The sequence below is a fragment of the Streptomyces nojiriensis genome, assembly GCF_017639205.1.
In the GTDB taxonomy this organism is placed as follows: domain Bacteria; phylum Actinomycetota; class Actinomycetes; order Streptomycetales; family Streptomycetaceae; genus Streptomyces; species Streptomyces nojiriensis.
The window spans coordinates 3,764,370-3,779,232 of record NZ_CP071139.1 but is presented as its reverse complement, the minus strand read 5'-3'; the positions used below and the strand labels follow the sequence as shown (position 1 = coordinate 3,779,232).

11 protein-coding genes and 1 tRNA gene are annotated in these 14,863 nt (G+C 72.5%); 10 read left to right on the top strand and 2 right to left on the bottom strand.

Going from position 1 to position 14,863, the window contains the following annotated elements; all coding sequences use genetic code 11:
- The first annotated feature begins 147 nt into the window (after nt 1–147).
- The 9 genes from JYK04_RS17600 to JYK04_RS17560 all read left to right on the top strand — a co-directional run bounded on the left by JYK04_RS17600 (nt 148) and on the right by JYK04_RS17560 (nt 12,094).
- A complete protein-coding gene (locus JYK04_RS17600; protein WP_189747381.1) occupies nt 148–1,032 on the top strand; it encodes an FAD binding domain-containing protein in 885 nt (294 codons plus the stop codon).
- On the top strand, nt 1,029–3,065 hold the full coding sequence (locus JYK04_RS17595) for a 2Fe-2S iron-sulfur cluster-binding protein (RefSeq protein WP_189747292.1): 2,037 nt from the start codon (nt 1,029–1,031) through the stop codon (nt 3,063–3,065). The genes JYK04_RS17600 and JYK04_RS17595 overlap by 4 nt, the downstream gene beginning before the upstream one ends.
- A gap of 53 nt (nt 3,066–3,118) precedes the next feature.
- Nucleotides 3,119–5,407 (top strand): xanthine dehydrogenase family protein molybdopterin-binding subunit, encoded by a 2,289-nt coding sequence (locus JYK04_RS17590; protein WP_189747379.1) that lies wholly within the window; start codon nt 3,119–3,121, stop codon nt 5,405–5,407.
- A 168-nt stretch (nt 5,408–5,575) separates the two neighbouring features.
- Nucleotides 5,576–6,136 carry a hypothetical protein gene (locus tag JYK04_RS17585; RefSeq protein WP_229876893.1) on the top strand — a complete coding sequence of 187 codons (561 nt, stop codon included), beginning with the start codon at nt 5,576–5,578 and terminating at the stop codon, nt 6,134–6,136.
- Entirely contained in the window at nt 6,133–7,587 is a 1,455-nt protein-coding gene (locus tag JYK04_RS17580; RefSeq protein WP_189747291.1) for a WXG100 family type VII secretion target, read from the top strand. The genes JYK04_RS17585 and JYK04_RS17580 overlap by 4 nt, the downstream gene beginning before the upstream one ends.
- Before the next feature lie 21 nt (nt 7,588–7,608).
- Nucleotides 7,609–8,790, top strand: coding sequence for a type VII secretion-associated serine protease mycosin (gene mycP, locus JYK04_RS17575; RefSeq protein WP_189747289.1), 1,182 nt, complete (start codon nt 7,609–7,611; stop codon nt 8,788–8,790).
- Nucleotides 8,791–8,835: 45 nt separating this feature from the next.
- A complete protein-coding gene (locus JYK04_RS17570; RefSeq protein WP_189747287.1) occupies nt 8,836–9,261 on the top strand; it encodes a hypothetical protein in 426 nt (141 codons plus the stop codon).
- Nucleotides 9,262–9,269: 8 nt separating this feature from the next.
- A complete protein-coding gene (locus tag JYK04_RS17565; RefSeq protein WP_189747285.1) occupies nt 9,270–11,552 on the top strand; it encodes a hypothetical protein in 2,283 nt (760 codons plus the stop codon).
- Nucleotides 11,552–12,094 carry a hypothetical protein gene (locus JYK04_RS17560; RefSeq protein WP_189747283.1) on the top strand — a complete coding sequence of 181 codons (543 nt, stop codon included), beginning with the start codon at nt 11,552–11,554 and terminating at the stop codon, nt 12,092–12,094. Before JYK04_RS17565 ends, JYK04_RS17560 begins: the two co-directional genes overlap by 1 nt.
- Before the next feature lie 100 nt (nt 12,095–12,194).
- On the opposite strand, the gene JYK04_RS17555 is transcribed toward JYK04_RS17560, so the two are convergent.
- Together JYK04_RS17555 and JYK04_RS17550 are read right to left on the bottom strand one after the other, a co-directional pair.
- Complete coding sequence (locus JYK04_RS17555) at nt 12,195–12,572, bottom strand: hypothetical protein (RefSeq protein ID WP_189747281.1); 378 nt, start codon at nt 12,570–12,572, stop codon at nt 12,195–12,197.
- A 516-nt stretch (nt 12,573–13,088) separates the two neighbouring features.
- Nucleotides 13,089–13,160, bottom strand: a tRNA-Cys gene (locus tag JYK04_RS17550).
- Nucleotides 13,161–13,340: 180 nt separating this feature from the next.
- Here JYK04_RS17550 and JYK04_RS17545 point away from each other — a divergent pair.
- Complete coding sequence (locus JYK04_RS17545; RefSeq protein WP_189747279.1) at nt 13,341–14,828, top strand: MFS transporter; 1,488 nt, start codon at nt 13,341–13,343, stop codon at nt 14,826–14,828.
- The last annotated feature ends 35 nt before the right edge of the window (nt 14,829–14,863 follow it).

Below are 14,863 nucleotides of genomic sequence, written 5' to 3'. Positions count from 1 at the left end.
GGACCCTCGCGCCGGGCGGCCCGGAAGATGTGCCAGAGTTGCCACGTCCCGGCGGTGAGCACGTACCGTACGGCGGAACAGGCGTGAGCGCCGGAACCGGGACATCGGGAAGGGGCAGCTGGGTTGACCACGCACGCACCGCACGCACTGGATTCACCTCAGGGGCCGCAGGGCCCGCAGGCGGCGCAGTCCGTGACGCTGCCGGCCTCGCTCGACGAGGCCGTGGCGGCGCTCACCGCCATGCCCGCCGCCGTTCCGGTCGCCGGCGGCACCGACCTGATGGCCGCCGTCAACGCCGGGCTGCTGCGGCCCGCCGCACTGGTGGGCCTGGGCCGGATCAACGAGATCCGCGGCTGGCAGTACCAGGACGGCCACGCGCTGCTCGGTGCGGGCCTCACGCACGCCCGGATGGGACGGCCGGATTTCGCCGCTCTGATCCCCGCGCTCGCGGCCGCGGCCCGGGCCGCCGGGCCCCCGCAGATCCGCAACGCGGGCACCCTCGGCGGCAACATCGCCACCGCCGCGCCCACGGGTGACGCACTGCCCGTGCTGGCCGCGCTGGAGGCCGTACTCGTCATCGTCGGCCCGGTCGGACAGCGGGAGATCCCGGTGTCGTACCTGCTGGCCGGGCGGGAGATGCTGCGGCCCGGTGAGCTGATCGGCTTCGTGCGGGTGCCGCTGCTGCACGCGCCGCAAGTGTTCCTGAAGGCCACGGGCCGTACCGGGCCCGGTCGTGCCGTGGCGTCCGTGGGGCTCGTCCTGGACCCCGCGCGCCGGGGCGTGCGCTGCGCCATCGGAGCGGTCGCGCCGATGCCGCTGCGGCCGCTGGAAGCCGAGCAGTGGGTGGCCTCGCTGATCGACTGGGACGGCGGGCGGACCCTGGCCCCCGAGGCGCTGGAGGCCTTCGGCGAGTACGTCGCGGCCGCGTGCGTGCCCGACCAGGGCGAGCCGGTGGCTCCCGGAGTACTGCATCTGCGGCGGACGGTGGCCGTGCTGGCGCGCAGGGCCCTGGGGAGGGCGCTGACCTCATGAGCGAGAACGAGAACGAGAACGTGACCCAGGGGAACGGCACGGCGGGCTGGGGCTGGGAACCGGTCCCGCAGGGCGGCGAGTACGACTCGGACGCCACGGCCTTCGTGAAACTGCCGCAGGACATGCTGGACGCGCTCGGCACCGGGGAGCCGCTCGCGGCGCCCGGGCACGGCTACGTGCCGCCGCCGATGATCGTGCCGCTCGGCTCGGCGACCACGGATCCGGCGGCGACCGGGACGTGGGCGATTCCGGTGCAGTGGCCGGAGGCGGGCGGCCCGGCGCAGGCCGATCCGTCGGGTGGCGCTGGTGCCGGTGCGGGCCAGGGCGCCGGTCAGGGCCCGGGCTCCGGGTCCGTGGGCGGGCCGATCCCGGCGTCGATCCCGATCCCGGCGTCGGTCGCGGCGGCGTTCGCCGAGCCGGAGCCGGAGCCGGAGCTGCCGGTGACCGATCCGAGCGCGACGGCCGAGTGGCGGTTCCCGGAAGCGGCGCACGAGCCCGAGCAGGCCGGTTCGGCGACCGGGCAGTGGGCCGTGCCCGAGTTCTCCGAATTCCCCGAGCAGTCGAACGACTACCGGCCGGGCCGGCTGGACGCCGACTGGAGCCAGGCCCCGGCGACGCTGCCGGGCGGCGCCCCGGCGCCGTGGGCGTACCTGACGCAGCAGCCGGCCGGGACCCCCGACGCGGACGCCGCCGGTGCCGCCGGTGTGCTGCCCGGCACGGACGAGGCCGCCGCCGCTTCGGCCGCCGCCGCCGCGACCGGGCATGCCGCCGGGCGACTGCTCGGCGGGCCCGGAGTGGGCGCCGCGGGGCGCGGGCCGCGGGTGCTGGGCGGGCCCGGGGTGGGCACCGCCCTGCCCGAGGGCGAGCCGGTGCACCAGGCCCCGCACGACATCGAGGCCGCGCACGGCCCGGCCGCGGAGCAGGCCGAGGGCGCCCGGGCCGCCGACCACGCGGTCCGGGGCGAGTACGCGGTCCAGGGCGAGTACACGGGGCACACGGTCCAGGGCGAGTACGCCGGGTACGCGGAGCAGACCGGGTACCCCGAGCCGGCCGCTCCCGAAGCCTCCGTCGCCGCCGAGCGGCCGGCGGTGGCCGACACCGGGCTGGATCTCTTCGGCGGGGTGCGCCTCCAGGCGCCGGCCGCCGAGCCCGCGCAGCCCGCCGGCACCGACCGCACCGACGGCCACGGCTTCACCGCGTTCGGCCACGCGCCGGAGCCCGGCCCCGAGGCCGCGCACGAGCCCGCGCACGAGGCGGAGCCGGCCGCCGTGGAGCCCGACCCCGGGACCGGGGACGGGCCGGCCGCGCAGGAGCCCCCGAGCGACCTCACGCCGCACGCGGACACCGCCGACAGCGAGGGCGCACTCCCGCCCGAGGGAACCGGCGAAGGTCTCCCGCCCGAGGTGGCGACGTACGAGGAAGAAGCGGCCGCCGGGCCCGCCGCCCATCACGAGCACCCGTCGGCCTCCTACGTCCTGCGCGTCAACGGCGCCGACCGGCCCGTCACCGGCGCCTGGATCGGCGAATCCCTCCTGTACGTGCTGCGCGAGCGGCTCGGCCTCGCGGGCGCCAAGGACGGCTGCTCGCAGGGCGAATGCGGCGCCTGCGCCGTGCAGGTCGACGGCAGGCTCGTCGCCTCCTGCCTGGTACCGGCCGCCACGGCCGCCGGCAGCGAGGTCCGCACCGTCGAGGGTCTCGCGACGGACGGGGAACTTTCGGACGTCCAGCAGGCGTTGTGCAGGTCGGGTGCGGTGCAGTGCGGGTTCTGCGTACCCGGCATGGCCATGACCATCCACGACCTGCTGGAGGGCAATCACGCCCCCAGCGAGCTGGAGACCCGTCAGGCCCTGTGCGGCAACCTCTGCCGCTGCTCCGGCTACGCGGGGGTCGTCGACGCCGTGCGCGAGGTCGTGGCCGAGCGCGAGGCGGCGGCCGCGGAGCCCGCGGCCCCGGGCGCAGGCGCGGCGGAGCCGCGCATCCCGCACCAGGCAGCGCCCGGCGAGGGCGGCATCCACCACGGAGGCACGGCGTGAGCGGGCAGGACGCGGCGACGGCGACGACAACGGTCAACACCACGGTGACGGCCATGGCCGCCCCGGGTGCTGAGGCCTCCGAACAGCAGGTCCCGCGCGGGATCGGCGCCTCCGTCCCGGCCGCGGACACCCGCGCCAAGACCGAGGGCACCTTCCCCTACGCCGCCGACCTGTGGGCCGAGGGCCTCCTGTGGGCCGCCGTGCTGCGCTCCCCGCACGCCCACGCCCGGATCCTCTCCATCGACACCACGGCCGCCGCCGAGATGCCCGGCGTCCGCGCCGTCGTCACCCACGCCGACGTGCCCGGCGCCACCACGCACGGCCGCCGGATCGCCGACCGGCCGGTGTTCGCGCACGACGTCGTGCGCCACCACGGCGAGCCCATCGCCGCCGTCGCCGCCGACCACCCGGACACCGCACGGCTCGCCGCCGCCGCGATCGCGGTCGAGTACGAGCTCCTCGACCCGGTCACCGACCCCGAGCAGTCCTTCGGCGCCCCCGCACTGCACCCCGACGGCAACCTGATCCGGCACATCCCGCTCCGCTACGGCGACCCGGAGGCCACCGGCGACGTGGTCGTCGAGGGCCTGTACCGGATCGGCCGCCAGGACCCCGCCCCCATCGGCGCCGAGGCCGGACTGGCCGTGCCGCGCCCCGACGGCGGCGTGGAGCTCTACACCGCGTCCACCGACCCGCACACCGACCGCGACCTGGCCGCCGCCTGCTTCGGACTGGATCCGGACCGGGTGCGCGTGGTCGTCACCGGTGTGCCGGGTGCGACGGCCGACCGCGAGGACGCCGCCTTCCAGCTCCCGCTCGGCCTGCTCGCCCTGCGCACGGGCTGCCCGGTCAAACTGGTCGCCACCCGCGAGGAGTCCTTCCTCGGCCACACCCACCGGCACCCGACCCTGCTGCGCTACCGCCACCACGCGGACGCGGAGGGCCGCCTCGTCAAGGTCGAGGCACAGATCCTGATGGACGGCGGCGCGTACGCCGACTCCTCCTCCGAGTCCCTGGCGGCGGCGGTCGCCTTCGCCTGCGGCCCGTACGTCGTCCCGCACGCCTTCGTCGAGGGCTGGGTGGTACGCACCAACAACCCGCCGTCGGGCCACGTCCGAGGCGAGGGCGCGATGCAGGTGTGCGCCGCGTACGAGGGCCAGATGGACAAGCTCGCCGCCGCCCTCGGCATCGACGGGGCCGAGCTGCGCATGCGCAACGTCCTGGCCACGGGAGACCTCCTCCCGACGGGCCAGACGGTCACCTGCCCGGCCCCGGTGGCGGAACTGCTGCGCGCGGTCCGCGACTTCGAACTGCCCGCCCTGCCCAAGGACGCCCCGGAGGACGAGTGGCTGCTGCCGGGCGGCCCGGAGGGCGCGGGCGAGCCGGGCGCGGTACGGCGCGGGGTGGGCTACGGCGTCGGCATGGTCCACATGCTCGGCGCCGAGGGGACCGACGAGGTCTCCACGGCCACGGTGAAGGTGGTGGGCGGCGCGGCCACGGTCATCTGCGCGGCCGTCGACACCGGCCAGGGCTTCGCCACGCTGGCCCGCCAGATCGTCCAGGAGGTCCTGGGCGTCGACGAGGTCGCCATGGCCCCGGTGGACACCGACCAGCCGCCGGCCGGCCCGGCGGCGCACGGACGTCACACGTGGGTGTCGGGCGGCGCGGTGGAGCGTGCGGCCAAGATGGTCCGCACCCAGCTCCTGCAGCCGATGGCGCACAAACTGGGCATGTCGACGGAGCTCCTGCAGATCCAGGACGGCCGCATCACGTCGTACGACGGCGCGTTCTCGATGTCGGTGGCCGAGGCGATGGCCGGCAAGGAACTCTGGGCGACGGCCCAGTGCCGCCCCCACCCCACGGAACCCCTGGACGCGGACGGCCAGGGCGACGCCTTCGTCGGCCTCGCCTTCTGCGCGATCCGCGCGGTGGTGGACGTGGACATCGAACTGGGCTCGGTCCGGGTCGTCGAACTCGCGGTGGCCCAGGACGTGGGCCGCATCCTGAACCCCCGTCAGCTGGAGGCCCGCATCGAGGCGGGCGTCACCCAGGGCGTGGGCGCGGCGCTGACGGAGAACCTCCGCACGGTCTCCGGCCTGATCCGCCACCCCGACCTGACGGGCTACGCCCTGCCGACGGCGCTGGACGCCCCGGTGGTCCGCATCGTCAAGCTGGTCGAAGAACGCGACGTGGTGGCCCCGTTCGGCGCGAAGGCGGCGAGCGCGGTCCCCGTGGTGACGACCCCGGCGGCGGTGGCCTCGGCGGTCCGCGCGGCCACGGGCCGCCCGGTGAACCGCCTGCCGATCAGGCCGTCCGCGGCGGTGGGTACGCCCAACTCGTGACCGTGTGACCCACATTGCACGTGCAACCCCGGACTTGGGGCTGTCGTTGCCGGTCGCTAGAGTGATCGGTACCGGTGTACGTGTACGCGCGGACACGGGTGCGAACGGGGATGGGGAGCGGCGGAAACGCCGCGACCACGGGGATGACGGGGAGTCGGGGAGGCCAACGTGGCAGACGACAACGGGGCGAGCCAGGTGGCAGCAGCCCTCACGCTGGGGCTGGCGGGTCCGATGGGCGCGCTCGCGGGGGCAGCCTACGGCGCGGCCAACGCGGCGCTGCGGGTCGAGTTCGACTCGCTGAGCGAGTACAAGCGCATGGTGGACGGCCTGTTGGACGAACTCACCGGCTCGGACGCGGACCACAAGAAGCTGGCGGACGGCAAGCTGCCGGCCAGCAAGCTCGGCAAGGGCTTCACGGAGGTCGACGCGCTGTTCAAGTCGTACGACACGGTCGTCACGCAGCTGCAGAACCTCTCGAAGGGGCTGGCCGGGACGATCGAGGCCCTCGGCATCGCGGTCCTGTCGGCGGGCAACAACTACGCCGGCGTGGACGAGGAGACCAAGCGGCGCATGGCGGCCATCGCCAAAGAGGCAAAGGCGGCGTACGTGGAGGAACGCGACCCGTGGCCGGAGGAACAGCGCCGCCTCAAGGAAGCCAACCAGCCACCGACGTCCACGACTCCGACTCCGACTCCGTCGACCAGCACGGCGGGAGGTAGCTACTCATGACCGATTTCGAAAGCTTCACGCACCAGCAGATGCGCGACATGATCGCTTCGCTGGACCCCACCTCGGTCCAGGCACGGGCTGACCAGCTGAAGAAGGCCGCCGAGGACATCAAGAAGATCGGTGAGGCGCTCAAGAACCACGTCGTGACCGGCTGGGAGGGCCAAGGTGCCGACGCCTTCCAGGAGTGGGTGGGCCGCGCGGGCAACGCGACGCTTCGCCTGAGCGAGTACAGCGCCAAGGGCGGGACGGCGATGGGCTGGGTCGTCCAGACGATGACCGAGGCCACGAAGATGACCGCGGTCGACGCGACCGCGACCAAGGACCTCGCGGCGGCCATCAAGTACCACAACGACCCGGACTCGGCGAAAGTCCGCGCGGAGGCGCAGTCGACGCTGGACGCGGACCGCCGCGAGGCCATTCGTCTGATGACCAACCTGGCGCAGTCTTACCAGCAGTCGTCCACAGAGATGGACAAGGCCCCGATCCCGACGTTCCCGCCGCCGCCGAATGACTTCGTTCCGGACGTTCGCTACGACAGCGGCGAAGAGGCGCGTTCGGGTGGGGGGAGCTCTGCGTCTGCCGGAGGAAGTTCGGGCACCGCGTACACGCCCTCCGGCAGTGCTGGCGGAGTGGCGTCGAGCGAACCGGGCCGGGTGCCTGGGCACCAGCCGGAGCCGGACAGCACTGTGCCGACGACGACTCTGCCCGCGCCGGTGACTCCCGACCGTGACGTGGAGGTGGACCTCGACACCGTCGGCACGCTGCCTCCGAACCAGACACTGCCTCCGGTGACGACGCCGCCCGGCGGTCCGCTGCCCACGAGCCCCGGCGGTCCGACCCCCGGTCCCTTCGTGCCGCCCATGGCAGTCCCACCGATCAGCGGGGTGAAGGGGCCGGGTCTCCCCGGTGTCTTCGGCCCCGGCGTCCCTGTCCCGGGTACGCCCGGTCCCCTCGGCAAGGGCGGTGGCCTGCCCGGCATGCTCCCGCGTGACAGCGGCATCATGGGCGGCCGCCCCGTGACGTCCACCGGCCCCAGCTCGGGTATCCCGCGGGGTACGGTCATCGGCGAAGGCGCCCAGGCAGGCCGTCCCATGGGTGGCGGAGGTATGGGCCACGGTGGCGGTGGCGCCCACGGCAGCAGCCAGGGAGGCTTCTCGGGCGGACGTCGACTGGCCTCGGAGCCGGGGGGCGTCGTCGGAGGGCGTCAGACCGGTGCGGTCGGTCGCCCGGGCGTGGGCGGCCAGCCGTTCACCCAGGGCGGTTCGGGTCTCGTCCGTAATGGGGCCGGCGGCGGCGCGGGCATGAGGCCCGTAGGCCACGCGGGCGGCGCCGGCACGCAGACTCCGGGTAAGCGACGGAACGACCAGGGGGGCGAACGCCCCGACTACCTGGCCGAAGACGAAGAGACCTGGCAGGGCAGCCGTCGTGTTGTCCCGCCGGTGATCGACTGAGCGGAACGGACATTGCACGGGATGCGCATGCGCAAGGCGACCTCGGCCCTGGTGGGTCTGCTGTTGGCCGGGGTCGCAGCGACCCCGGCCCACGCGGACACGATTCGATCGCGGCAGTGGCATCTCGACGCCATGAAGGCCAACGAAATTTGGAAGGTCGCCACTGGTAAGGGAGTCACCGTCGCGGTGATCGATACGGGCGTGAACCGCATCCCGGAACTCGAGGGGCAAGTTCTGCCCGGCACGGTCTTTCCTGTCGGCGATGCTCCGGGGGACAAGGACAACGATTACAACGGTCACGGCACCGGCATTTCCGCGCTGATCGCAGGGACCGGCAAGCACCCGACTGGTGACGGCGCATACGGGCTCGCACCCGGCGTCAAGATTCTCCCAATCCGCGTGCCCGACATCCTGGAGGATGCGAAGGCTCCATCGAAGGTCGCCGCCATCCGATACGCGGCAGACTCGGATGCCAAGATCATCAACATTTCTCAGGGACGGTCGGGTAGCCCGGAGGATGATCGTGACCGTGCCGAGGCGGTGAAGTACGCCCTGTCGAAGGGCAAGCTGATCTTCGCTTCTGTCGGCAACAGCGGGGATTCGACCAACGAGATCGAGTACCCCGCTGCGACACCGGGAGTCGTCGGAGTTGGTGCGGCGGACGCCGCGGGTAAGCCAACCAAGGAGTCTCAACACGGTCCGCAGGTTGACTTGGCTGCCCCAGGGGCGGACATCGTTACGGCGTGCACCAGCAAGACGGGGGTCTGTAGGACCAACGGCACGAGTGACTCCTCCGCCCTCGCCTCTGCATCCGCCGCTCTCCTCTGGTCCGCCCACCCTGAGTGGACCAACAACCAGGTGCTGCGCGTCCTGCTGAACACCGCCGGCAAGCCCACCGACGGCGTCGAGCGCAACGACTACATCGGCTACGGAGTGGTCCGCCCCTGGATCGCGCTGCAGACCCCCGGCGACCCCGGCCCCGCGGACGTCTACCCGCTGCCCGATCTCGCGGCGGCGGACGCGGCCAAGAAGCCCTCCGCGTCCGCCGACGGCAAGGCCCCCGGGGCGGCCGCGTCTACGCCCGCGGCGCAGGCCGAGGAGAAGAAGAGCGGCAGCGCGCTTCCCTGGATCGGGCTCGGTCTGGCAGCCTGCGTGCTGATCGGTGGAGCCGTGGCCGTGGTCGTCGTACGACGAAACCGCTGACCCGGGGCCGATCTGACCTGCACCCTGCCTTCGGGAGTTCACGCGATGTCGTTCGACGAGGAATGGTCGGCGGCTCGCGCCACCGCCACCGCCCATGTCACCATGCGCCTCAATCAGGCGCCCGCCGATCCCGGCGGCGGTGGCGGGGGCGGTGACCTCGAGCTCAATCAGGACCACATCGGTGCGATCGGCTCCGAGGCGTACAAGCTGCACACGCGTCTGCAGACCGACGGCAAGCACGCCGCCACCGCCACCGCCGAAGCCGCCGGGGCCCTCACGAAGGAGGCCTTCGCGAGCGGGGCGGCGCTGCTCAAGGCCAACAGCGTCTGGGAGAGCCAGGTGAAGACCCTCGTGGCCGCCTGCGCCAACATCTCCAACGGCCTGAACTACTCGCTCTCCTCCCACGCCAAGGACGAGCAGCAGCTCCAGGCAGACTTCTCCGCGTCCGCGATAGACAGATACCTCAAGTAGGCGCCCGCATGCTGACGTACGAGAACGTGATGAACGCGCCCCTGGACAAGCTCCAGACGGCCGTCACCGACTGGACGGCGATGGCCGGCAAGCTGGACGAGATGGCCGAGGCCGCTCGCAACGGCATGAAGGCGAAGTCCGACAAGGCCGAGTGGAGCGGGGTCACCGCAGGAGTGGCGCGACCGTTCATCGACAAGACGGCCAAGGAGTTCGAGGACGCGGCCAAGGCCGCCAAGGGCATGCACCAGCTCCTCGCCGACGCGCACGCGACGTTCAAGGCCGCCCAGGCCGAGCTGAAGAAGCTCGCCGCGGAGGCCCCGGCGGCCGGCTTCCAGGTCGATGCCGAAGGGCGGGTCACCGCCATTCCGCTGCCCACCGAGGGGGAGCGGAACGCGGCCCGGCACGACCCCGACTACCAGCAGACCCTGAACACGAACCGCAACGCGTGGCAGTCCCGGATCAACCGGGCGGTCGAGGACGCCCAGGACGCCGACGACTCCCTGGTCCGGGCCCTCCAGGCGAACCTCGCGGACGAACACGACTTCAGCGGAGCGAAGTTCACCACCCTCGATGCCGAACAGGCGGCCCGCGCCGCCGACCTGATGAAAAAGGTCACCGGCGAGGGCGGCACGGCGCGCAACGTCGAGGCGCTGCGCGAGCTGGAGGAGCTGCTCGACGACAACCGTACGGACCCCGAGTTCGCCACGGGCTTCTACCGGACGATCGGCGCCGAGGGCACGCTGGAGATGTACTCCAAGATGTCCCTCGACGCGACGGGCCTGGGACCGGCGGGCAAGGACCGCGCGCTGATGGTCGCGAACATCCAGAGCGACATGGGCGCGATGCTCGGGCTCGCGACGCACAAGGACGTCCCCAACCACCTCGACGCGGCCTGGACGACCCAGCTGATGAAGGCGGGCCGCAAGGAGATGGCCGTCTACGGCGGCGTGCAGCAGATCTACGGCTACCAGGCGCTGGGCGCGCTGCTGCGCGAGGGGAAGTACGACACGGAGTTCCTCACCTCGGTCGGCCGCGACATGGTCGCCATGGACCGCAAGGACCCGAGGGCCTGGGAGTTCCACACCCCGTACGGGCTGGAGACGGTCCTCAGCCAGGGCCGGGACGGGCGCGGCTTCTACCCGCTGACCGGCCTGATGGAGGCGCTGGGCAACAACCCGGACGCGGCGACGGCCTTCTTCAACGAACCGGTCCGCGAGGACAGCAACAAGGACGGCATCGTCACGAAGGACGACAAGCCGGTCTCGGGGCAGCACGGCAAGGACCAGGGCATGGTCGACTACATGCTCGACAAGAAGCCGTACATGGACAGCTTCGACATGACCCGGGCCGGCGACCTGCACCCGGCCCAGCAGGCGCTCGGTGACGCCCTGATGGCCGCGGTCTCGCACCGGGGCCCCGGCGACGAGGACGCCCCGCCGGTCCCGCACACCAAGGAGATGGCGGCCGTCATGGAACGGGTCGTCGAGAAGATCGGCGACAAGCCGGAGCTGATCGACGCGGACCCGAAGGAACCGGACGGCCCGCTGAACGGCCTCTCCGGGCACTTCGGCCAGATGGCGGCCGAGTACATGCCGGACATCCAGGCCGCGGCGGAGAACGGCAGCGGGATGATCAAGGCCAACGGCGTGATGGCCGAGTTCAACAAGGCCGACATGGCGGCGTTCATCGGAGCGGTGGGCCAGGATCCGGACGCGTACGGCGCCATCACCAACGCTCAGCGGGCGTTCACGACGACACTCATCAACGATGTCATCGCGCACCGGAGCGAGTACGAGGAGATCGACGCGGCGATCACGGTCGCCGTGCACCCCGGTGGTCAGATCGCGGGCATCCTTTCCGAGGCCAGGGCCGAGGGAACGTTCGCAGAGAACGGCCACAAGGCGGAGGAATACGTCAAGGGCGTCGAGGACAACGCCAAGTGGATCAACCGGGCCATCAGTGCGGCGGGCGGAAAGTATCTGGAGATGGTGCCGCTCGCCGGAGACGTCGTGGAATGGCTCCAGGAGGACATTACGGAGGGCGTGGTCGAGCGGGCCACGAAGGACCAGGCGGAGAAGACCGGGGAGGCCGACCACAAGGCCGTGCTCGACTACACGCAAGCACAGCTGGAGGCGGGCCGTTCGGCGGAACAATCGGTCCGGAAGGCCGCAGAGGGGACCGGGATGAACCAGCGGAGCATCGACGCCCTCGCCGGGCTGGCCTCGGCGGAGACGGCGAACGCCCACGCGGTCGGCCGCGGCCACGTCGTCACGTCGAACGGCGGCTCCTGATGCGCAACGTCATCGGGCCCCGCACACTCGCCGCGGTGCTGGTCGGGGTGGCAGCTCTGACCGGGTGCGGCGAGGACAAGAAGTCCGCGGCCCCGCAGCTGCCGGAACGCACCTGTTTCGGCGTCTTCACCCGAGCCGACCTGGAGCCCCTGATGGGCTACGGCGAGACGGTGGAGGTGTCAGGGCCGGCCGATGCCCGCCTGACCGCTTCGCGCCGGTCGGCCACCTGCAACGTCGCCGTCGACGGCAGGGGCCGGGTCCTCGTCACGGCCACGCGCCAGCCCCTCGGGCAGAGCTTCGTCTGGCCGCCCACGGACCCGCCCGTGCCGGATCCGCTGCCCCTCGGCGACAAGGGCATCGTGTGGGACACGGGTGCGCGCGTCGCCCTGACCTGCAAGGGGTCCAAGGATTCCTTCGAGCTCGAGCTGGGGCTCAGCGGATCCGTGGAGCACGTGAAGGCGGGCACCTCGCGCACGCTGTTCACCGCGCTCATGACGAAGTTCCTGGAGTCCGCCAAGCAGCAGACCGAGTGCGGCGCATGAGGGCGCGAGCGGCCGGTGGCGGCGTGATCGACACCTGAGACGCGCCGCCCCGTCAGACCGTTGGCCTGACGGGGCGGCGCGCGAGGTGTGGCGCGGGTGCCTACTTGATGTTCAGCGGGACCGTGTCGCCTTCGGTGAGGCTGTCCAGCTGGACGGTCCTGGTGAACGTTTGGGGCTGCTTCCCCGGTGCCTTGCACGTGACCTCGACCGAGAGGCTGAACGGCGAGTCCAACGGGGTGTCGATGCTGATGGGGCCGAACGACGCCCTGCGGTTGACCGGGTTGTTGGTGGGACCCGACCCGTCGTCCTCATCGCTGTCCAGCGATACCCGCGTGGGGACGGAGTTGTTGGGGGCCGGGAACGCGTTCTTACAGGTCACTTTTCCGTTGAAGGACACCGTTCCGACGATGGGTGCCGCTGAGGCCTGACCAGCCGTCAGGAGACCTCCGGCCAGCACGGCGGCGACGATCGGGGCCATGGCCGTGAGAGTGCGAGACCTGCCGGAGATACGGGACGTGCGGGACGTGCGGGACGTGCGCGTAGACATGGGACCACCTGCCCGTTTGGCGTACGAGTAGTTCTGCGGAGGTCGACCCTGACGCCGACACGACAGGCGTGGCATTGGAGATCGCCAGGTTTCGCGGGGTCGTCCGTGAACTGGGCCGGGGTTCAGCTGCCGCGCTTTGACCAGCTGATTCGGCAGCCCCCAGCCCTTCACCCACCACATTCCTACAGCGCCTTCCGGCCCGCAACAGGAACGGTTCCCCCCGTACCGCGCGGGCACTCCCGGGGAATCCGGGAAGTCGCCGGCCTCGCGCCTCGCCGAACTGGTCCGGCGCCGGCTGCCGCGCCGGGGCACCGTACGTCAGCTACCGGTCGTACGAGCGGGGTTGTTGTGGGCGGAGCGTCGGTACGAGACCCGGAAGGGACGGCCCGGACCCGGAAGAGGCGAAGGCCGCCCAGGGGTGCGCCTGCCCCTGGACGGCCCGCCGCGAAGCCGTGGCGGGAATTGAACCCGCGTGCCTCGCTTTGCAGGCGAGTCCCTCAACCACTCGGGCACACGGCTGTGTGGTGGTGACGTGCATGACGCTACGGGGGGCCACGGGGCCGGGGAAGGGATGCGGGGACCGTGCAACACGACTGCCATGCCGCGTTCACAGTCCGGCGGACCTAGGTCTGCGGGACGAGCGCGGGATCCGTCGAATTGACAGGGACGATCCTGGGCTACGCCCCTTACTCTGGGGCGATGAGCGCCCTTGAACCCCGTGTGCCGCAGAGAACCGCACCGATCCCGCCCCCGCCCCGGGGCGGGATTCTCGGGCCCGCGTACCGGACGCTCAGCATCGGGATCATCTCCGTCGTCTTCCTCATCGCCTTCGAGGCCACCGCCGTCGGCACGGCCATGCCCGTCGCCGCCCGCGAGCTGGAGGGGATCGGGCTCTACGCCTTCGCCTTCTCCGCCTACTTCACCACCAGCCTCTTCGGCATGGTCCTGGCCGGCCAGTGGGCCGACCGGCAGGGGCCGCTGCGGCCGCTGACCGTCGGGATCGCCGCCTTCGCCTCCGGGCTAGTGATCTCCGGGACCGCCGGGGTCATGTGGGTGTTCGTGCTCGGCCGGGCCGTGCAGGGCTTCGGCGGCGGGCTGGTCATCGTCGCCCTGTACGTCGTCGTCAGCCGGGCCTACGAGGAGCGGCTGCGGCCCGCGATCATGGCCGCCTTCGCCGCGAGCTGGGTGGTCCCCTCGATCGTCGGACCGCTGGCCTCCGGGACGGTCACCGAGCACCTCGGGTGGCGGTGGGTCTTCCTCGGGATACCGGCGCTGGTGGTGGTCCCCCTGGTGGTGGCGCTCCCCGCGATACGCCGGACCGCGTCCGGGCCCGTCGACCCCGACGCCCCGCCCGCGGCCTTCGACCGGCGGCGGATCCGGCTGGCCCTCGGCATCTCGGTCGGGGCGGGGCTGCTCCAGTACGCCGCCCAGGACCTGCGGTGGCTGTCGCTGGCGCCGGGCATCGCCGGCGTCGCGCTGCTCGTGCCCGCCGTGCGGGGGCTGCTGCCGCGCGGGACCTACCTGGCGCGGCGCGGGCTGCCGTCCGTGGTGCTGCTGCGCGGGGTCGCCGCCGGGTCGTTCATCGCGGCGGAGACGTTCGTACCGCTGATGCTGGTCACCCAGCGCGGTCTGAGCCCGACGATGGCCGGGTTCTCGCTCGCGCTGGGCGGGGTGACCTGGGCGGGCGGCTCATGGGTGCAGTCCCAGGGGCGGATGGCGCCGTACCGGGAACGGCTGATGGTGACCGGGATGGTGCTGGTGGCGCTGGCCATCGCCGCGGCGCCCGCCGTGCTGATCGAGTCGGTGCCGGTGTGGACGCTGGCGCCGGCCTGGGCGGTCGGCTGCCTCGGCATGGGCCTGGTGATCGGCTCCACGAGCGTGCTGCTGCTCCAGCTGTCGGCGCCGGAGGAGGCAGGGGCCAATTCCGCCTCGCTGCAGATCTCGGACGCGCTGGCGAACGTGGTGCTGCTGGCCGGCGGGGGCGCCGCGTTCGCCGCACTGGGCGGTGGTGCGGTGGGGGCCGCGCACACCGTGACCGACGGCGCGTCGGCCCCGCACCCGGCCGCCTTCGCCGTGGTGTTCCTGCCGATGGCCTGCGTGGCCCTGGTCGGGGCCTGGGTGGCGACCCGGCTGGATCCCGCCAAGGTTCCCGCCAAAGTTCCGGTCGCGGTTCCCGTCGGAGAGTGACCGCCCGGGCCCGCCGGGCACCGGAGAATCCGGCT